The organism is Paenibacillus stellifer (assembly GCF_000758685.1).
Classification (GTDB): Bacteria; Bacillota; Bacilli; order Paenibacillales; family Paenibacillaceae; genus Paenibacillus_AQ; species Paenibacillus_AQ stellifer.
In genome coordinates this window covers 5,264,075-5,284,941 of the sequence record NZ_CP009286.1, presented here as the reverse complement: position 1 = coordinate 5,284,941, position 20,867 = coordinate 5,264,075, and the positions used below count along the sequence as shown (strand labels likewise).

Sequence of the window (20,867 nt, the reverse complement as noted above, 5' to 3'; positions counted from 1 at the left end):
AACCGATGAATAACTCGACAATCGGCGCAGCCGTAACAATGGCCACCCTTCAGCAGCGTCTGGATTTGATTGCGGACAACATCGCGAATATGAACACGGCGGGGTACAAGAGCAAGGAAGGCTCCTTCGAGGATGTGCTGACCCGTGTGCAGCAGCAGTCCAAGGATTACGATTTGGAAGGCCGCAGCACGCCTCTCGGATATGACCTGGGCTTCGGCGTGCGGATTCCCCAAATTACAACAAGCTGGGAACAGGGCGCGATGCTGGAGACCGGCAAGCCCAGCGATCTGGCGATTCAGGGAGGCGGCCTGTTCGCGGTACAGGTGAATGGAGTTACGACATATACGCGGCAAGGCGATTTTCATTTTACGCCGGACAGTGCCAATCCGGACAAAATGGCCCTAGTGGATAATACCGGAAATCCGGTGCTGGATTCGACAGGGAATCCGTTATCCGTGCAGAAGGATTCCAGCGTGGCGTTTGATGAGAGCGGCAATGTGTGGTTGAAGAAAGGCGAGAACGAACCGGCGACGCTGGCGGGAAAATTGATGCTGGTCGAGCCGAAGAACGAAAATATGCTGCAGGCGGTAGACGGAGGCCGGTTCGTCCTGGCGGGCGGAGTTACGGCTGGACAAGCCTTCGTTCAGCGTCAGGCCGGGGAGGCCGGCGGACCCGCGATCCGGACCGGCTGGCTTGAACAGTCCAATGTCGATCTGAACAAGGAAATAACTGATATGATGCAGGTTCAGCGTGCTTATCAGCTTGCCGCCCGGGCCCTTAGTTCAAGTGATGCGATGCTCGGACTGGCCAATAGTATGAGCAAGCTATAATAAGAGCAAGTAGGTGAGGCAATGAGCCGCCAGGGAGACGAGCGGTTGAAAGAAGAAGGACAATTGACTGAGGATAAGATGCCGGCCAGACGCAAACGGTCAAAATGGACTATAATTCAATGGTTTGTGATCCCTCTGCTGCTTCTGCTGGCTCTAGGCGGCGGCATGGCCGCCGGTTATGTGATTCTCGGCAAAAAAGAACTCAGCGATGTGTTCCAATGGAGCACATGGAAGCATGTATACGATTTGGTGTTTGCGCCTTGACATACGTTTTGAGCCTAAATAAGCATATGGAACTCCCTTGTACAAGGGAGTTTTCTTTTTTATACTGGAATATGTATAATGATGGGGAGCTTGGGATGGCAAAAGGGCCCTCACTGCTTAATAAGCAGGAAGACCCCTTATCTTAACCTCCACTTCTGCAGCAGGTGAAGGATAACTATAATTCTTGCCCGGAGCTTTACTATTTATGCGTTCCGGCGAAGAATTAGGTGCTGCGCATGTTGAAGGCAGTAAGCCTTCGCATAGGTCCGGAAGGAGAATCGTATCATGCTGGATGTCAATCAGATTCAGGAAATTATCCCACATCGTCCCCCGTTTCTGCTGGTGGACAAGATCATTGAAATCGAGATGGGCGTGCGTGCTGTCGGCATTAAAAATGTCACCGTTAACGAGCCTTTCTTCGCAGGGCATTTTCCGGGATATCCCGTGATGCCTGGCGTTCTGATTACGGAAGCTCTGGCACAGGTGGGAGCGGTGGCGATTCTGGGTGTTGAAGCCAACCGGGGGAAGATCGGATTCCTGGCAGGGCTCGACGGTTTCCGGTTTCGCGGACAGGTCAGACCCGGAGACACACTCCGGCTTGAGGTTGAGATTACCCGCCTTAAGGGCAGCATCGGCAAAGGAAAAGCAGTTGCCAAAGTGGAAGACAAGGTTGTGGCCGAAGGCGAAATCATGTTTGCCTTATCCTGAACATTCATTGCCGCGGGATGAACCCTTACAAATGAGTGATTTAGGCGACGTTTGCAAGATGGCATTTTCATGCTCTGCTGATGTTGTGAAAATGGCATTCGCGTCTTATTTAAATCAATCTTACGAAGGAGAGATTTACCTATGACCCAATTGAGTCCAAAAGCTGCGGAGACGCTGGAACGCTGGCTGCAGGATCCGTCCGTTGATGAGTCGACCAAGCAAGAACTGCGCGCTCTAAGCAATGATCCCAAAGAATTGGAAGAACGCTTTTACCGTGACCTGGAATTCGGTACCGGCGGTCTGCGCGGCGTTATCGGTGCAGGCAGCAACCGGATGAACCGTTATACCATCGCCAGAGCAACGCAGGGCTTCGCCAATTTCATTCTGGAAACACATAAAGGAGAAGGACTTCCTTCCATTGTCATCGCACATGACTCCCGCCGCTTCTCACCGGAGTTCGCGCTTGAGACCGCGCTTGTGCTTGCCGGCAACGGAATCAAGGCTTATCTCTACCCATCGCTCCGTTCGACCCCCCAATTGTCCTTCAGTGTCCGTCATTTGAGCGCATCGGGCGGGGTTGTCATTACGGCGAGCCACAATCCGCCTGAATACAATGGCTACAAAGTCTATAACGGCCATGGCGGCCAGCTCGTTCCGGATGAAGCGGAGAAGGTGATCTCTTACATATTTAACATCGATTCCTTCAATGCCGTTAAGCGCACCACTCGCGAAGAGGCGGAAGCAGCCGGTCTGCTGGAATGGCTGGGCGAGAAAGAAGATGAGGCCTTTACGGATACGGTAGCAGCAGTCAGTGTCGGACGTGCCGATATCGCCGCAGGACTTGGCAGCAACTTCAAAATCGTCTATACGCCGCTGCATGGAACAGGCAATCTGCCGGTTCGGAGCGTGCTGACGAAAGTCGGATTCACCGAAGTTCACGTCGTGCCGGAGCAGGAACAGCCGGATTCGGAATTCTCCACGGTTAAGTCTCCGAACCCGGAAGAGCGGGAAGCTTTTACGCTGGCTATAAAGCTGGGCGAGGAGCTCGGAGCTGATCTGCTGATCGGTACGGACCCTGACGCGGACCGCATGGGCGCTGTTGTACGGGATAATGAAGGCAAATTTGTTGTTCTGTCCGGCAACCAGTCCGGAGCTCTCATGATCCACTACTATCTGAGCCGTCTGCAGGAACAAGGCAAGCTGCCGAGCAACGGTGCGGTCGTCAAGACCATCGTGACCAGTGAAATGGGCGCAGCCGTTGCCTCCCATTATGGCGCTACCATATTCAACACGCTGACAGGCTTCAAATATATCGGCGAGAAGATGACGCAATTCGAAGCTTCGGGCGAATACACATATCTCTTCGGCTATGAGGAAAGCTATGGATACCTCGCCGGCAACTATGCCCGGGACAAGGATGCCGTTCTGGCCTCCATGCTGATCGCCGAGGCGGGCGCTTATTACAAAGCTCAAGGCAAGACACTGTACGAAGTGCTTCAGGAGCTGTATGAACAGTTCGGATACTTCCTGGAGAGCCTGGAATCCCGTACGCTGAAAGGCAAGGACGGGGTTGCCCAGATCCAGGGTATTATGAGCGACTGGCGGCAGAATCCGCCGAAGGAAATCGCCGGCGCTTCCGTCAGCGAGGTGCTCGATTACTCGGTCGGCCTGAATGGGCTTCCGAAAGAAAATGTGCTGAAATATTTGCTGTCTGACGGATCATGGTTCTGCCTGCGTCCTTCGGGAACAGAACCGAAGATCAAGGTTTACTTTGCCGTTCGAGGAGAGTCGCTGGATGACGCCAAGTCGAAGGTAGCCGCTCTCACTCAAGAGGTTATGGGGCGGGTAGACGGCAGTTCTAAGTAAAATTAGGAACCGGATAATGATAAAAAGGGAAACGGCTCCCCGGTCTTGGGATCGGGTGCATAGCCGTTTCTTTTTTCGGGGTCCTCTGGAGGTCGTTCACATGGGTGTGCGGATGGAATGCCGCTCCCGAGGGACTAGCCTTTACAGCGGATTCGTCAAGGAATGAGGAGGAAATGTTGGTGCAACAGAAATGGCAGCGTTGGAATGTAGGCGCTAGAAAGTGGCTCTGGCTCCTGGTTCTGATCGGGTTGCTTGGAGCACATCCGGTAGTGGGCGATCGCCTGCAGACGGAGAAGTCGTCCAAGACCGTTGAGTTCGTATTTGATTACCGGGATTTGGTGGAAGCGGCCAGTTACCGTGCCAATCCGCAGGATTATATCTCCGATCAATTGAACCGGTTGAAAGATGCGGGTATAGGCAGTATGGCTGTGTACGAAAGCACGCTGGATGATTACCGGAGAGCCCGGAGAGTGATGTATTGGGGTGCGCAAGATATTGCGAACTTGACGGATAGCGTCATCCCGGAAAATGAGAATTATACGTACGTTCTGTTCACTAGCCGGGAGAACTACGATCAGCTCTCGCCTACGATCCGGGATACCTTTAACGGGCTGGGAATTACGACAGAGAATTGGAATTTCCGTGGACAGCAGGGCCTGATTATCCGGACACCTCTGGAAGATGCGCTGCTGAAGCCTTTGGCACCGGATGAAGCGACGCTGGACATGCTGAAAGCCAAGGGCTTCAGCATTGTGCCGAGACTGGTTGACTCCCTGCCATATAATGAAGAAAAAATGAACGAACTGATGGACCGTTTCAAAGCGCTCGGCGTTACCCGTGTGTTGTTCGAAGGTGATTCGGTTAAGGGCTTCAACGATGATGAGGACAAGCAGAGTCTGTCTTCATTCGCCAAGCTGCTGAAGGATCACGGAATCGGCGTGGCAACCATCGAGAATTTGAAACAGCAGCAGAAAGGATTCAACAAGCTTGCCTATATGCTGGATTATAACGTCGTCCGTCTGTATTCGCTGAGCGAAAAAGATTCGACGCTGAAGCCGGAGACGATTGTGGACCGGTTTGCGCTGGCAACCAAGGACCGGAATATCCGCATGCTCTATCTTAATACAGCTCCGACCCGAAATACGGCCAAAGCTGAAGTACAGGATTCGATCGATAACCTGATTACCAGCCTCACCGGACCTGACGGAGCGATCAGCAAGATCAAGAGCAACGGCTTTACAATAGGTACGGCTACCGCTTTTGATGTGGCGGATTCCTCTTATCAGCGTTATGCGAAGCTTGTCGCCGTTATCGGCGCCGTAGCGATGATTGCTCTTATGATTTCCTATTTCATTCCTTGGCTGACGCTGCCGGCCTGGATCGTCGGTCTTCTCGGAAGCGCGGGCCTGCTTCTGCTGAAGCCGGTGTTGTTCGAGCAGGCGCTTGCTCTCGCAGTGGCAATAAGCGCTCCGACCGTGGCTGTTGTCATGGCGGTCCGCAAGCTCAACGCATCGGGCCCGCCGCTGGCCAGTGAGTCGCAGGGCGGTACCGAACGAAGAGACCGCACTGTGGCCTTTGCCGCAGCGAGCCCGCAGCGGCGTCTGCTGCAGAGCCTGTTTCTCTATGTGAAGACTGCGGTGATTTCACTCAGTGCGGTGCCGTTTGTGATCGCGCTTCTGAACAACATCACCTACGCTCTTGTGCTCAACCAGTTCCGCGGCGTAAGCCTTCTTCATATTGCGCCAATCGGGCTGGTGGCGATTTATGTCCTGCTCTACCGAGGCGAGTTCACCCTGAACAAGACGGGCAAGCTGCTTCGGACGCCGATTACGCTCGCGATGGTTATTGCGGCCGCCGTGCTTGGCATTGTGGGCCTGTACTACTTGAGTCGGACCGGCAACAGCGGTACGGCGAGCTCCTATGAACTGGCCTTCCGGAACTTCATGGAGAATACCTTCGGCGTGCGTCCGCGAAGCAAGGAATTTTTGCTTGCCCACCCGATGATGGTGCTTGGAGCTTTCCTGGCGCTTAAATACCGGAAGGCTAATTACTTGATGATTGTGGCGGTTATCGGCCAGTTGTCGATGATCGATACCTTTGCCCATATTCATTCGCCTGTTCTGATCTCGCTTGTTCGCGGGTTGCTCGGTCTTGGTCTTGGAGCAATTCTGGGTGTGATTGCGGTATTTGTGTGGCAAATCGCGGAAGGATGTTGGAAACGATGGTCGCCTCTCCAAAAAAGATAGTCTTATCCGGATACTACGGCTTCCGCAACAGCGGGGATGAAGCGGTGCTTCAATCGATCCTGAATGCGCTGGAACGCCAATCCGAAGCGGCTGGAGTTCCGGTTGAACCGATTGTGCTGTCTATCGATCCGGCATGGACTTCATCGACATACGGCGTGCGGGCTGTTCACCGGATGAAGCTGTCCGAAGTGCGGAAGGCGATCGCGGAGAGCGATGGGTTGATCAGCGGCGGCGGGAGCCTGCTGCAGGATGTGACAAGTCCCAAATCCGTTCCTTATTATCTCGGTGTAATCAAGCTCGCCCAATGGATGAAGAAGCCGACGTTCGTGTATGCCCAGGGCGTCGGTCCCGTTCAGCGCAAGCTGTTTCATTCCTTGATTAAATCAGTCTTCCAAAAATGCTCGTACATCTCCGTACGCGATGAGCAGTCCAGAGATTTACTCTTGTCCATGGGAATCAAAAGGCCAGCGATAGAAGTTGTGCCGGATCCGGTTATGGGCCTTTCTGCTCCAAAGACCGGTGTGGAAGAAGCGCCCGGATTCGGGCGTGCGGAAACTTCCGGGAAGTCTGAGCTTCCTGTTATCGGCGTTTCGGTGCGGTTCTGGGAGAAGGACCGGAAGGAGCTGGATGCCATTGCCGAAGGGCTTCGGCAGGTGTGTGCGGCGCTTCCGGTACATGTGCGGTTTCTGCCGTTTCATCTCCCTGCCGATGCCGAAGCTTCCCAGTATTGCATGGACAAGATAGGCGATGTTCAAGGTAGCGGCAGCACTGTCAGCATGTGTGCGGGAACGGAGCATCCTTACGAAATGCTTCGGGAGGTTGAAGCCTGCCAGGCGCTGCTCGGCATGCGGCTGCACAGTCTGATCTATGCAGCAGGGCAGCGCGTACCGCTGCTTGGGGTGTCCTATGATCCGAAGATTGATCATTTTCTCAGCCGCATTGATTCCGTTCCCGCAGGACGTACAGGATCGCTTGACAGCGGCGCGGTCTCGGAGCAGCTGCTTCAGCTTCTGCGGGACGGAGAGTCCTGGCGCCGGCAGAGGGAACCGCTGATCGTCTCCCTCGTTAGGGAGGCTGAGGCTCCTGCCCGGCACATTATAGATGATTTCAGGCATAAAGGGTGATTGAAAGTGAAGGTCTCGGGTAAAGTGCCTACGGTAACGATTTTTGGAATACCGGTATCCAAAATGGATATGAAGGAAACCGTTAACTATTTAATAGAAGTAATTCGTTCCAGAACGCCTCATCAGGTCATTACGGCCAACCCGATCATGGTTATGGCCGCGCTGGACAGCCCAGCTTACATGGACATCATGTCTTCGGCTGAGCTTGTCGTTCCAGACGGAACCGGGGTTGTATGGGCAGCCCAGCGAGGCGGGAATCCTGTTAAGGAACGGGTTCCCGGATATGATCTGCTGCACGAGCTGATGAGAGTGGGGCAAACTTATGGCTGGCGCGTGTATCTGCTGGGATCTACTCCCGAGGTGATTCGGGAAACCGCGAGCCGGTTACAGAAGCAATATCCGGGAATCGTTATTGCGGGCTACCGGGACGGCTTCTTTGGAGCATCAGAGGATGAGAGCGTCATCGGCAGCATCCTGGAGACAAAGCCGGATCTGCTGTTCGTCGCAAGGGGAGCGGATACGCAGGAGCCCTGGATCGCCAAGTATAAATCGCAGCTTGGGATTCCGGTTATGATGGGGGTAGGCGGAAGCTTCGACGTCATCTCCGGGAAGAGCAAAAGGGCTCCCGTTGTCTTCCAGAAGCTGCGTCTGGAATGGTTCTATCGGCTTCTGAAAGAACCTACCCGCTATAAAAGAATGCTTGCGCTGCCGAAATTCGCAGTAAAAGTGGTGCGTGAGAAAGATAGCGTGACCTAATGTCAGTGTTATCAGGAAATTCCCCATACAATCAACAAAAATCGCCTGAATTCGGACTTGGAATTTGTTTTTGGATGAGAGTATAATTCAATGCGGTAGAGAAATGGGGGTTGACTAAACGTATGCTAATTATATACATCGCCGGATTTATCGTCTGCATGGGGCTTGCGCTGTGCTTGACGCCGCTGGTCAAGAGACTTGCTCTTGCCATTGGCGCCACGGATGTGCCGAATGCCCGCAAGGTGCACACGAAGATTATGCCGCGCCTTGGAGGCCTGGGTATTTTTCTGGCGTTTGTGTTAGGACTTCTTGCCATATCGCCGTTTATTTCGTATGAATTTTCCACCCGCGATATGAACTTCATCAAAGCACTGCTCAGCGGCGGCGGTCTCATTGTGCTGCTCGGCGCGCTGGACGACAAGTTTGAACTGTCGGCTAAGGTGAAGCTGCTGGGACAGATCGCCGCAGCATGTATCGTGGTGTTCGGGTTCCATATCACTGTGGACTTCGTCAATATACCTTTTAACAATTCCTACTCCTCGCTGGAGAGCTGGATCGCCATTCCGCTTACGATTTTCTGGATTGTCGGTGTGACGAACGCCGTTAATCTGATCGACGGGTTGGACGGGCTTGCAGCCGGAGTATCCGGTATCGCGATTGCAACAATCGCCACAATGGCCTTTTTGATGGGAAATGTCATGGTTGCGCTAATTTGTCTGCTCCTGCTGGGCAGTATTGTTGGCTTCCTATTCTTTAACTTCCATCCGGCCAAGATTTTCATGGGGGACACGGGTTCTCTGTTCCTCGGCTTCTGCTTGGGCATGCTCGCTTTGCTCGGCTTCAAGCAGATCGCGGTCGTTTCCTTTATCACTCCGCTGCTGATTATCGGCGTGCCGCTGTCGGACACCTTTTTCGCGATCGTGCGCCGCAAGCTGCAGAAGAAGCCGATTTTTGCTCCGGACAAAGGACATCTGCATCATTGTCTTCGCGAGCTGGGCTTCAGCCACCGTCAAACGGTATTGATCATTTACGGAATCGCCGCTTTCTTCGGTGTTCTGGCTGTTATTCAGTCCTCGTCGGCTATGTATGAAGCAAACTGGGTAACCTTTGTCGTGATCTGTGTGATGCTGTTCTTCCTGCAGATCGGCGCGGAGGTCATTGGTTTGGTTGGACAGACGAAGAAGCCTTTGCTGAACTTGCTGTCTCGTGTCTTCATGAAAGTAAGCCCTGAGAAAGGGTCCAAGTCCTGATTTTTAAATTGTGAACTGCTGAGAACAGAATTTATAGTAGACAAGCCCCATTCCTTTTGGAATGGGTTTTTTGTGTTTTGTTAAAAATTTGCTAATTATTGCGGGGGCATCAGCCGATATATAGAAAAGGAAGCAACATAACACCCAATTATCCATTTTAGATCAAATAATAAAGCAGTAGGAGGTTTCACAAGTGAAGAACAGATTCAAGTCGATCGGCAGTTTCATTCTGGCAGCTGTAATCCTGCTGTCGACTCTCTCGGCATCGGGGGCTGTACAGGCTGCAGGGCAATACTTTTCGTTTACCAAATTCAGTACAGACCAGAACTCACCGACATCTGTCAACACAAGCACCGTTGATGTCGAAGGGACCTTTAATGGCGTGTCTGCCGACAGTATCTACTATAAAGTGGATGGTTTAATTAATGGTACCGCGGTAGCCGGTGCGAACGGCACCGATGTCAAGCCAACGATTACGAACGAGAAGTATTTTACATTTACCAACGTCCAACTGACTCAGGGTCTTAACCGGATTACGGTCTATGGTACGACTTCCGATGGAAGCATGGTCAGCAGCGAGGCCTATGTCAATTTCTCCAACGTGCCTGCGATTTATAACATCGCTCTGCCGGATGGTACTTTGCTTAACGAAAGTGCGCCTACATTGGTAAATACACAAGGGCTGACAGTGATGCTGGAAGCGCCGAATGCCACTGAGGTTATGCTCAATTCCTCGAAGATGTATGGCGGCGGCAGCGCAACCTTTGTCATCGCTGATTACAAGTTGAACCCCGGATATAATAAGCTGACATTCGTGGCGACAACAGATGGCGGAACCCGGACATACTCTGTAACCCGCGAGGTCATTTATGCTGCTGCAGGAAGCGGGACTCCGTTCAACACCAAGATTGGCACAACAGCCGTGGATACGGGAACAGTCATCTCTTCGGCTTCGGGCGTGCTTAACGGCTCCATCATCTTCCCGGTACCAGAAACGGCGGTTTCCAACCTGACCGCACTTACTTTCACGATCAAGAACACAGACACCGGTGTAGTAGTTGTTTCGAATGAGGCGGCGACGGTGAGTGCTCCGACTACCACTGGTAATTTTATTAAATTTGGTTATACGGGCACGACGAATTTGAATTTGACTGACAATGGAAATTACACCATTTATTTTAATGGAAGCTATGACAGCAAAAGCATCTCTTCCGTTGACTTTAAATTCCGTAATAGTTCGACGCCATATATTACGGATGTTCAACAAGTGTATAGCCCCTCTGTTTCTGGTACGAGCGTATCTTATACCTCTGCAGGAACATTCAGTGATAATACCAGCTTGTTCCAGCTTCCACTGTGGCTGCTTGTTAAAACAAGCGATGCTACCGCAGGGACCTTAAGCAGTGTAGTGCTGACTACAGTTCCAGACGGCAGTTCGACAGCCAGCCCAGTGCTTGCTTCAACGGCATATACGAGTAATGATGGCGGTTATCGGGTATTCAAGATCACCAGCCTGCCAACCGGCAAACAGACGCTTCATATTACGGTGGGCAGCGGAGCCAATACAGACAGCCGCTACATTCCGATTAACTATGTATCGGCGCCTTACATTGAGATCAGCAATCTGTACAATAATCAGGTATTTACCAGCGCGAGTGATTTCACAGCGGTCCAGGGTAAGCTTATTAATTTCTTGCCGTCGGACATTAATTCGTTGAAAATTTCGATTAATGGTTCCACGACGGTTCTGCCTGTGGATGCAGCGACGAATACATTTAATTTTTCCACGGCCAGTAATGCTCTCTATTCTTTGGTGGAGGGAGCAAATAAAATTACGATCACAGGTACGGCCAATGGAGTCCCTGTAACGTCCAGCGTTAACGTATATTTATTCTCGAGCAACTTGCCTAAGCTGATTGATGTTACTCCGCTCCCTGTCAATCAGACAAGTGATCCTGATCAATTGTTTGTCGAGACGGGCAAGCTTCAATACACAACGAATCAAAAGAACGCGGATATCCAGTTCACGACAGGCAACTCCGACGAGGTTGTTGTTAGTGTTGATGGATCACAGATCCTGAAAGCAGCCTGGACTGGTACGGTCTGGAGCGTGTCATGGACTACGACAACACCAGGTACGTTATTGACCCCTTCAGCTCGGGACGGTGTGTTCACGCTGAAGTCGCAGGCTCTGCCGACTACGGGACTTCGGACCTTCGTTATTTCGGCGCGGCTCTCAACTTCGACAGTCTCACAGGCTCTACAGATTACCCGTGAGGTGCCGCCATACAAACTACTATCGCCTAAGCTTCCGAACGAAAGTGTTATTAAGCAGAACTTCGTGGATGTAAGCATTCAGGCTGAAGGTGCAGACAGCGTCGTTATTGGCAAGACTGCACTGGTGAAGGGTAAAGAGGATATTTTCCGGACCGAGCTTAAGGGCTTGAAGAAGGGCGTTAATACAATCAAATTTACAATCACCAATGGCACACAGAAGACAAATGGTTCATTCAGCATCACCTATTCGGATGAAGTACTGCAGGGAGCTCAGCTTAAGACGACGCTGAATTCCTCTGGCAAGCTGACCGCTTTCCAGAATTCGGTTGTCATTAACTTCCCGAAAGGCACCATGCTGCGGGATGCCTCGCCTACACCGGGAAGCACCAATACCCGCCAAATTAATCTGTTCAATGATCAGTATATTTTGCTCGGCATTGCCGATAAGCAGGACGGCCGTACGGTCAAGCAGTATAATCGCGTGGGTGAAACTGAGGTTAGTGGCGCAACTCTCGTTTATCAGGATGGACAGATCACGGCTGTTGACGCCAACTCGTTGGCAACCACATATCTGACACCTAAGGTGCACTATGGTTATGCATCTAATCTCTACTGGATCGATCCAGGTTATTTTGTATCGAGCGCTTCATTGAACGATTACAACACAGTCGTGTCTTCTCATCCCTACAAAGCAGGCAACGAATTCTATTCCGGGCATAAAGGAAGATGGATGGAGCCTACTCAGCAGGGGACCATTACCTTGAAGTATGATTCGGCGATAGCCAACGCCGCGGCTACCAATCTGTCAGTGTGGAAAAGTGTAGACGGAACCTGGTACAACATGGGCGGCACCGTCAATACGGGCAGTAAGACAATCACCGCCAAATTTGATGGGTTCGGTTATTACACCGTTATGAGCTTGCGGTACAGCTACGATGATATTGTCGCTCACCCTACATTGAAGAATGAACTGGAAACCGTTCTGGCAAAAGGGATTATGAATCCTAAAGACAATAATGAGTTTGGCGTTTACGACAACATGACGCGCGGTGAATTTGCCACGATGCTGGTGAAGATTATGGGCATTCAACTGGACTATGAAGCCGATCAGACAAAAATGACGTTCGCGGATGTTCCGATCAGCAGTAATGTTCTTTGGGATTACCGTTACATCGAAACGGCAGTTCGTAAAGGGTTGATCAAAGGAACCGCACCTCGTGTGTTCTCTCCAAATAATGCACTCACCCGAGAGGATGCAGCGGTTATGATCGCCAGAGCGATGAATCTGAAACTGGGTACGGTCAGCAAAGACTTGGCCACGCTGCAAAAAACGTTTACCGATAGCGGCTCTATTGTATCCCAATATTCGGTTCCGTCTATTTTAGCGGTGTACAAAGCCGGAGTTATTCCAGGAATCGCCAATAAGCTTGTTGCAGGCCAGAAAAAAGCAACCTACCGCTTCGATCCGCAGGCTAAATTTACGCGGGCAGACGGAGCGGGAATGGCTTACCGAATGATGGTTAAAATGAAAAAGCTGTAATTCATGGTTATAACGCTTGGATGCAAGCTGCAACGGAAGCCTCGCTCCTGACCCGGAGTGAGGCTTCCTTGTATGTTTCCAATTACATTTCTTTGAAATCTGCATCGCTTTACGTTACAATGGCATAAGTAGGCGTTAGAATACACTCAAAGCTAGAAGGAGAACGCAAGATGAAACCGATTTTATCCAAAGCTCAGATCGATTATATGAAAGCCAAGAATAAGTTTGAGAATACAGCAAAAGTGATGGAGAAAGAAATCGCCGCCAAACGGGCGCTTCAGGAGATTACCCAGGAGGTTATGGAGGAACTTGTTCAGACTACCGGGTTTCATGATGCGTATAACGAGCTTATACTGGCCGAGAATGCTCTGATCGACTGGTCCCACACCACAATCAAGCATGAGAAGACATACAAGGAGAACAAGGCGGCAATCGATGCTCTCTATAATAATGTGAATTCAAGTCCTGAGAAGCGGCAGGAGCTTATTCAGCTCTCCATGAAAATCCGATAATAGCTGTCTGCAGTGTTGCTGGACAGAATTCATATATACTAACAACAGCTCTATTCCACATTCATACTGCGGAACAAGGGCTTTTTTTTGTGTCTGCTGTTAGAATAGTTCTCCCGCTCAATTGCGTTCAGCTAAAATTCAGAAAGTCCCGCTATTCTGACAGAGGTATATAATAGAGAATTTCTTCGTTTAAGCATGCCGAATACGGTTTATAAACTTAACAAATATTGCATGTAACGCAATCCGGGAAATCATGCTATACTGGTTTCCGGAGTCAGCCATGTTTTGATTATATTACCGAAATTGGACGCAGGGGCCCATGGGTCACCTCTCCAAAAAAAAATTAAAAGAGGCGCAACTTTTAAGAAACTGAAGCGTCTAAGATGTAGGGTCACAACAAAGCACGCTGAATAAATACCCATATTTATCGGTTGGAAAAATTAGCTTTACGTGACTTAAGGCACATTGTATAATACTAAGGTAGAATTAGGAATCTAGTATTGTCATGCCTTGAATGCATTTACCAGTTTCTGTGATACCCGTCACAGACATTATTTATACTTAATTTGCTCAACTCGGGAAAGGGGGTGCATCGGCTAATGAGTGACATGAGCTACCCAACTAAACAAGAACCACAGTTCATGAATGTTCAAGGAGGAGAAAAAAAGGTTATGAAGAAAATTTTGTCCGTAGCACTGTCTACAGCAATGGCATTCTCGATGTTTGCCTCTGTAGCATTCGGTGAAACAGCAGCAACACCGCAAGATAAATTTAACGCTCTGAAAGATAAGGGCATCCTGAACGGATATCCGGACGGCCAGGCTCACCTTGAGAAGGATCTGACTCGCGCTGAGTTCGCTAAGATCGTTACCAAGCTGTTCAACCTGACTGAAGTAACTAACAAGCTGTCCTACAAAGATAAAGGATACAACGCCAAGAACTGGGCTGTTCCTTACATCGAAGCCGTTACTGCAGCTAACCTGATGCAGGGTAAAGATACTGTTAAAGGTATCTTTGACTACAACGGTAAAGTAACAGTTGAAGAAGTAGCAACCGTTCTGGTTCGCGCTCTGAAACTGGAAACTCCTGCAACTACCGACAACAATGCATCTACTTGGGCTAAAGGTTACGCACAAGCAGTAATCGATAAAGGCCTGATCGCAGCAAGCACCAACTTCAAGGGCAATGCTACTCGTTCCCTGGTTGTTGAAACTGCTTATGCAATCGCAACTCAATCGGTTGCTCCGGCTGTAACTTCTGCTGAAGCTAATAGCCCGACTGAAGTTCTTGTAACTTTCGCTAACGGCAAATCGACAACTGTTACACTGACAACCGCTCTGGTTGAAGGCGTAGAAACAACGATTCCTGCCTTTACGTTCGAAGGCTACACTTACAACAACGTTAAAGTAACACTGGCAGCTCCTAAGGTTGTCTCCGTTACAACTCCAAACGCTAAGCAGCTGGTTGTTAAATTCAACCGTGCAATCGATGCCTCTACGTTGATTTCCAACGACAAGGTTAAGGCTGGCGTAATTCAAGCAGTTTACCTCAACGGAGCACCTGCTGTAACCGTTGATGGCGCTTATGTTACCCTGAATGCAGGCGGTAATGAAGCAACGATCACTCTGCCTGGTCTGGAATACCTGAAGGGTCAATACACTGTTGTTGTAACTGACGCAGTTAAGACGACTACAGGAACTAAGTTCCCAGCATTCACTAGCCTGATCACAGTTGCTGATACTACGGCTCCTACTGTAGCTAGCGTTTCTGCCGTAGCTAAGACAACAACTACTTCCGTGACTGTTAAATTCAGCGAGCCGGTTAAATCGGCTGGTATCATCGCTTATGTTAACGGCGTAGCTTCTGCTGCAACGGTAGCATCCGATACTTATGATACTTTCACACTGACGACGGGAACACTGAACAGCGGAGCTACTTATGATGTATCCCTGCTGAACGTGACTGACTTCGCCGGCAACGTAGCTAACCCGAACCCGATCAAGACGACTGTAACGGTAACTTCCGATACGGCTGCTCCGACGATCGTAAGCATCACTCCGGTTAGTGACAAGTATGTTGACGTTAAGTTCAACAAGAAAGTAAACTACGAGTCCTTCGTTGCTAACGTTCGTCTGCTGGATGCATATGGCGACAGTAAGGGAACATTCAGCGTCGTAACGACTTCCAACAAGGATACGATCAGACTGCAAGTTCCTGCAGGCTTCTCGCTTCCGTCTTCCGGAACGTTCACTGGATCCATCGTATTTGGCGCTTCCGTTAAGGATACGCTGGGTAATACTTTGGGAACAGCTCTGACTCAACCGATCACAATCACTAAGGATACAACTGCTCCGACTGTTGCTAGCGCAGTATACACTAGCGGCAAGGGTCTGGTTGTAACGTTCTCTGAAGATGTAACTAGCTTGACTGGCGCTCCTACGCTGATCAGCGAATCTACTGGTCAAATCGTATCCACTAATTACACTGGTGCGGTTGTAGACGGTGCTACCGTTACTTATCCGAACGTTACTGGCCTGAGCGGCAACTACACTCTGCGTCTGCCAGCAGCTCTGGTAACAGACATCTCCCTGTCTGCCAATAAGCTGTCTGCAACAGCTGTGACTGTATCTGTAGCAACTACCTCGACTACTGACTACACAAGACCGGTAGTAACAGGAATCACTTACACCGACAGCACTTCCGCTGACGATGTGGTTGTAACTGTAACTGCAACTGACGAAACTGGTCTGAACGTTGCAACTCTTAAGGATCTGAACAGCTATACTCTGGGTGCAAAAGCACTGCCGAGCGGATCCTATATCTACCTGACTAGCTCCACTGGTACCAGCACTGCTCCGACTGCTGCAACAGTGAAGGTCATTATCCCTAAATCCGCTATCAGCGAAACTAAGGCTTATGACTTCGCAGCTGTAGGTATTGCCGATACAGCTGGCAACGGTGTACTGGCTAAGGTACAGTCCATCACGCTGACTGACCGCGTAGCTCCTACACTGACTTCGGCTGCGGTATCCACTGGTGATTCTACTGTACTGGTTCTCGGATTCTCCGAAACAGTTAAGAATGTAGATGCAGCTGACTTCTCGTTCACGATCAACGGTGTTGCCACTACGGCTACCGGATCTCTGTACACAGTTAAGAATGTTACTGCAGGCGCCGGTAACGACGCAGGCAAGTACTATGTAACATTCGCGAAGGCTGACGGTACTCTTCTGGACCTGAATGCTAACAACATCAACACCCTGAACGTTAAGGTTGTTGATAATGCAACAATCGTTGACAACGCTGGTAACAGCATCACAACTGGCACATCGGTTGATGCCAAGTAAGCTTCCTAACCGAAGCAAGAATAGCCTCTTCGGAGGCTATTCTTTTTTTATATCCACTCTTCAAGGAGGAGCTTCATGAAGCCTTATGTGAAAGTATCAATCGCCGCCGGTCTTCTTGTGACTGCCATTTGGGGAGGTTCCATTATCAGCAATACAGCTCAAGGTGCTGATGTGGGGAATCAGCCAGGTACCGCTGATGATCCTGTAGTCACGAAAAGCTATGTTGATCAGCAGATCCAAAAGGCGCTTCAAGGTGGTGCAGTTGTCTCAACTCCGTCCGCTACCCAAACCCCTACAGCAACGGTTTCACCTGCTGCCCCGACCTCAACTTCGAGTACAACTAGCTCGATTGTTGACGTTAAACCCGGGCAGACCCTGATTGCTTCAGCAGGCGCCGAATTTATTGTGCGGGCAGGTAAGGCTGTAATAGTATCACAGGATGCCAATGGGGTTGCCGACTTGACCGATGGTCTGGATTTGACGGATGGACAAGCTGCCCCGCAGAACCATTTATTATCTTTTCCAAGAGATGGACGCGGAATTACCGTACAATCCGGTCAAACCCTTGGTTTAGTGGTCATGGTCCGCGGAGGTTACACACTGAAGTAATAGTAGTTTTGGCTTCTTTATTGAGGTTTATACAGGATGCCGTACAGTTCTTCGCTTTCAAGGTGCGGCAATCCAGAACGTGCAGATTTTTCAGTGAGTCAAGTTGACTAGGCGAGAGCACAATACTCCTGTAATCATCATTTTGCAGGAGGTATGCGATATGGCACGCGGAAATCGAAAGGTAGTACCGGAAAGTAAAGAAATGCTGAAGCGCATGCAATTTGAAATCGCCTCTGAATTTGGTTTGTACGGAGCTGTTTCCACAGCGGGAGCCGACACGGAATTTGCGTCCGAGCTTGGGGTGACAGGAGCTTCGGGTATCATGCAAACGCCGTATTTAGGACAGCTGACTTCCCGGGAAAATGGCTCTGTTGGGGGAGAAATTACAAAGCGGCTTGTTGCGCAGGCCGAACAGGTCCTTTTTAAATGAGCATTTTGCATAATTCATATTTTGATTTAAAGTCAAAGTTAGGTTACAACGAAATCTCAGTGTTGTGAGAGTGGAGTGAAAAATAGACAGACGGACAGAATTTCAATGAATCGGAAGTTTTTAAGCGGCGTTCTGTACTCGTTGCTTCGCAATGGCAAGCGCAGAGGCAAGTAACACAATCGCATTTAAATATTGGTGAGTTGTCACTTTTTGAATCCCCCAGACGTGAAGCTGGTCTGCAGTTAAATAGGTCTTCATTCGAGAATTGCAGCGTTCTACACTGGTTCGTTTATTGTAAAGTTCCTTCCAGCCTCGGCTTTCCCGATGCGGTAGCGCATAACGCCGGAGATCCGTTTGACTGTTGATTTTAACCACCATTCCATAATTGGAGGACGAACAAGCGGCCATGCCCAAAGGACAATCCACTTGACCTGTCGCATGTGGACAACGGAATTTTAAATGCACCTTTTCCTGTCCCCAATACGTCATGGGAAATCCCATCGAACAACAGGGCGTGCCTTTGCGGGTAATCCCCGCTGGCGGTTCCTTTTCATTCCGTGGATTCAGCGGAATAATGGCTTGCGCCTTGACGTTCCGGGCGGCCTCGTAGTTTTTTATTTGGTCGTAGCCCGCATCCAGCATGAAGAATTTCACTTTAGATTTCGCAGCGACAGTCGTCATGAGTGCAGGCCCTTCGTCTCCGTCGTTCACATGGGCAGAGGTCACCTTGAGCGCCATGGGAAGTTCACTTTTGGCATCGACGGCCAGATGCAACTTATAGCCAAACCACTTGACTTTGTTGCCAAAGGTGTCAAACTTGGCACCCCAGTTGGCATTGCCGGTGAGTTCACTTTTTCGCTTGGGTTCCTTTTTCTCGTAAGCGTGAATAGCGGCGCTGTCGATAGCGACATGAGTTCCGTCGATGATTCCAGCTTCTTGGCACTGAGTCACAAGATCCTCAAACAACTGCTTGGCAAGGCCTTTGCCAGTCAACTCGGCAAAGACTCGACTTAATGTAGAAATCGAAGGAGCGGGGATATCCAGTCGAAGCCCACATTGGTAACGGAAACGGAGGTCAAACTTTAGTCTGCGCGCTAGGCCGGTGAACGTATCGATATTCTCTAAAGGAGCTGCGAGTAGCGCGCGAAGAATGCCTTGACGACAGTGTCCGTCTGCTCCTCGGGGTGAGGGATTTCTCAATTCTCTTGCGTAAGGTCGCAGGTCCAAAGCGCTGAAAAAGATGGGCAATCGCTCTTTCGATTCGATTTTTTGAAGCTCTTCAAAGGAAAATAGACTTTCTTGGAGAATATACATAGTGACTTCACTCCCTTGGGTTTTCTCGTTTGGTCACTTGAAAACTTCTCCAAGTTGGGGTGAAGTCCTTTTTTATGCTCAAAATTGCTTTGTGTAACAAGGGCTTAGATTAATGCAAAATGCTCAAATAAATAAACAAGCAAGCAACTAACAAGTAATTCACAATTGGAACGGCGGACTACCTTCATAAGAGGCGGTTCAGCCGTTTTCTTCTTGTTTGATTGGTTTTCCTTAGATTGACACCCTAAGTCAAATACGATAAGATGACTTTTGAGGAAAACCGACCTTTTCCATAAGGAAAAGGTTGATTTTTTGAAGTGAAATAACATCTTATGTCTTAAGTTCAGACTAATGTTCCCGCTTGATGCTCGTTGTCTAAAGGACGTCCTAGGCGATTACCCTTGGGCGAGGTTGCTTATTGTAAAGTCTTGATTTAATGTAAATAATTATGTGACAATGATCGTAATAGGAGAACTGGAGCATTCAGTTTCTACCTATTATATAGGAGGTTGAATTCATGCCTGTTAAAGGACGTCATTTATTTACTTCTGAATCCGTAACGGAAGGACATCCGGATAAGATCTGTGATCAAATTTCGGATGCGGTATTAGATGCATTTCTTACTAACGATCCTTATGCCCGCGTAGCTTGTGAAGTTTCGGTTGCGACCGGACTTGTTCTCGTTATTGGCGAGATCAGCACGAAATCCGAATATGTGGATATCCCCTCCATTGTTCGCAGCACGGTTAAGGAGATTGGTTATGTACGTGCCAAGTATGGCTTTGACTATAATACCTGCGCCGTACTGACCTCTTTAAATGAACAGTCGGCCGATATTGCACAAGGCGTCAACGCAGCTTTGGAGAATCGCGATCCTTCCCAGGTTGCGGAAGAAACCGCTAATATCGGTGCGGGTGACCAAGGTTTGATGTTCGGTTTTGCTACGAATGAAACGCCTGAGTTAATGCCGCTTCCGATTGCTCTGTCTCACCGTATTGCCCGCCGTCTGTCCGAGGTGCGGAAGAATGGTACATTGGATTATTTGAGACCTGATGGTAAGACGCAGGTTACGATTGAATACCAGGATGATAAGCCGGTTCGCGTGGATACGATCGTCGTCTCGACGCAGCATGCGGAGGAAATTACCCTGGAACAGATTCAGGCTGATATCAAGCAGCATGTCATTCTGCCGGTAGTACCAGAAGAACTGCTGGATTCGGAGACCAAATATTTCATTAATCCGACGGGCCGGTTTGTTATTGGTGGACCGCAGGGTGATGCCGGTCTGACGGGCCGTAAAATTATCGTCGATACATATGGCGGATACGCCCGTCATGGCGGCGGAGCATTTTCCGGTAAGGATCCGACTAAGGTAGACCGTTCCGCAGCCTATGCCGCCCGTTATGTGGCCAAAAACCTGGTTGCTGCCGGACTGGCTGATAAATGCGAAATTCAATTGGCTTATGCCATCGGAGTGGCCAATCCGGTCTCCATCAATGTCGATACATATGGTACCGGCAAAATTGGCGAAGAGAAGCTGGTTGAGCTTGTTCGCCGCAACTTTGATCTTCGTCCTGCCGGAATCATCTCGATGCTGGATCTGCGCAGACCGATTTACAAGCAGACCGCTGCTTACGGCCACTTTGGTCGTACCGATTTGGATCTGCCGTGGGAACGTGTGGATAAAGCGGACATTCTGAGAGAGCAGGCAGGCCTGTAATCGGTAAAATATTCTAACCAAATACCTTTCGTAGAGTAAAGCTCTCTAGCGGGCTGTTCTTTACGAAAGGTTTT

At 49.8% G+C, this 20,867-nt stretch carries 15 protein-coding genes; 14 read left to right on the top strand and 1 reads right to left on the bottom strand.

What is annotated here, in order from left to right; all coding sequences use genetic code 11:
* The first annotated feature begins 5 nt into the window (after positions 1–5).
* The 13 genes from PSTEL_RS24215 to PSTEL_RS24155 all read left to right on the top strand — a co-directional run bounded on the left by PSTEL_RS24215 (position 6) and on the right by PSTEL_RS24155 (position 17,759).
* Entirely contained in the window at positions 6–830 is an 825-nt protein-coding gene (locus tag PSTEL_RS24215) for a flagellar hook-basal body protein (protein ID WP_038699330.1), read from the top strand.
* 45 nt (positions 831–875) lie between these two features.
* Entirely contained in the window at positions 876–1,094 is a 219-nt protein-coding gene (locus PSTEL_RS24210) for a DNA-directed RNA polymerase subunit beta (RefSeq protein ID WP_425415250.1), read from the top strand.
* A gap of 285 nt (positions 1,095–1,379) precedes the next feature.
* Positions 1,380–1,802: a 3-hydroxyacyl-ACP dehydratase FabZ gene (fabZ, locus tag PSTEL_RS24205; RefSeq protein ID WP_038699328.1), complete on the top strand. Its 423-nt coding sequence runs from the start codon at positions 1,380–1,382 to the stop codon at positions 1,800–1,802.
* Positions 1,803–1,943: 141 nt separating this feature from the next.
* The gene (locus PSTEL_RS24200; protein WP_038699326.1) at positions 1,944–3,668 is read left to right on the top strand and encodes a phospho-sugar mutase; all 1,725 of its coding nucleotides are present in this window, start codon (positions 1,944–1,946) and stop codon (positions 3,666–3,668) included.
* 179 nt (positions 3,669–3,847) lie between these two features.
* Positions 3,848–5,914, top strand: a complete 2,067-nt coding sequence (locus tag PSTEL_RS24195; RefSeq protein WP_038699324.1) for a DUF5693 family protein — start codon at positions 3,848–3,850, stop codon at positions 5,912–5,914.
* The gene (gene csaB / locus PSTEL_RS24190; RefSeq protein WP_038699322.1) at positions 5,890–7,038 is read left to right on the top strand and encodes a polysaccharide pyruvyl transferase CsaB; all 1,149 of its coding nucleotides are present in this window, start codon (positions 5,890–5,892) and stop codon (positions 7,036–7,038) included. Before PSTEL_RS24195 ends, csaB begins: the two co-directional genes overlap by 25 nt.
* A 63-nt stretch (positions 7,039–7,101) precedes the next feature.
* A complete protein-coding gene (locus tag PSTEL_RS24185; protein ID WP_084065483.1) occupies positions 7,102–7,794 on the top strand; it encodes a WecB/TagA/CpsF family glycosyltransferase in 693 nt (230 codons plus the stop codon).
* A 122-nt stretch (positions 7,795–7,916) separates the two neighbouring features.
* Positions 7,917–9,044 carry a glycosyltransferase family 4 protein gene (locus PSTEL_RS24180; RefSeq protein WP_038699318.1) on the top strand — a complete coding sequence of 376 codons (1,128 nt, stop codon included), beginning with the start codon at positions 7,917–7,919 and terminating at the stop codon, positions 9,042–9,044.
* Between the two features lie 193 nt (positions 9,045–9,237).
* A complete protein-coding gene (locus PSTEL_RS24175; RefSeq protein ID WP_038699316.1) occupies positions 9,238–12,861 on the top strand; it encodes an S-layer homology domain-containing protein in 3,624 nt (1,207 codons plus the stop codon).
* Positions 12,862–13,031: 170 nt separating this feature from the next.
* Positions 13,032–13,373: a hypothetical protein gene (locus PSTEL_RS24170; protein WP_038699314.1), complete on the top strand. Its 342-nt coding sequence runs from the start codon at positions 13,032–13,034 to the stop codon at positions 13,371–13,373.
* Between the two features lie 599 nt (positions 13,374–13,972).
* Positions 13,973–16,720: an S-layer homology domain-containing protein gene (locus PSTEL_RS26540; RefSeq protein ID WP_052098936.1), complete on the top strand. Its 2,748-nt coding sequence runs from the start codon at positions 13,973–13,975 to the stop codon at positions 16,718–16,720.
* Between the two features lie 75 nt (positions 16,721–16,795).
* A complete protein-coding gene (locus PSTEL_RS24160; RefSeq protein ID WP_038699312.1) occupies positions 16,796–17,329 on the top strand; it encodes a hypothetical protein in 534 nt (177 codons plus the stop codon).
* 160 nt (positions 17,330–17,489) lie between these two features.
* A complete protein-coding gene (locus PSTEL_RS24155) occupies positions 17,490–17,759 on the top strand; it encodes an alpha/beta-type small acid-soluble spore protein (RefSeq protein WP_038699310.1) in 270 nt (89 codons plus the stop codon).
* 120 nt (positions 17,760–17,879) lie between these two features.
* Here the strand turns inward: PSTEL_RS24155 and PSTEL_RS24150 are convergent, their stop codons facing one another.
* Entirely contained in the window at positions 17,880–19,073 is a 1,194-nt protein-coding gene (locus PSTEL_RS24150; protein ID WP_038694187.1) for a transposase, read from the bottom strand.
* A 517-nt stretch (positions 19,074–19,590) separates the two neighbouring features.
* Between PSTEL_RS24150 and metK the strand changes: the two genes are divergently transcribed.
* Positions 19,591–20,793, top strand: a complete 1,203-nt coding sequence (gene metK / locus PSTEL_RS24145; protein WP_038699308.1) for a methionine adenosyltransferase — start codon at positions 19,591–19,593, stop codon at positions 20,791–20,793.
* Positions 20,794–20,867: the final 74 nt, after the last annotated feature.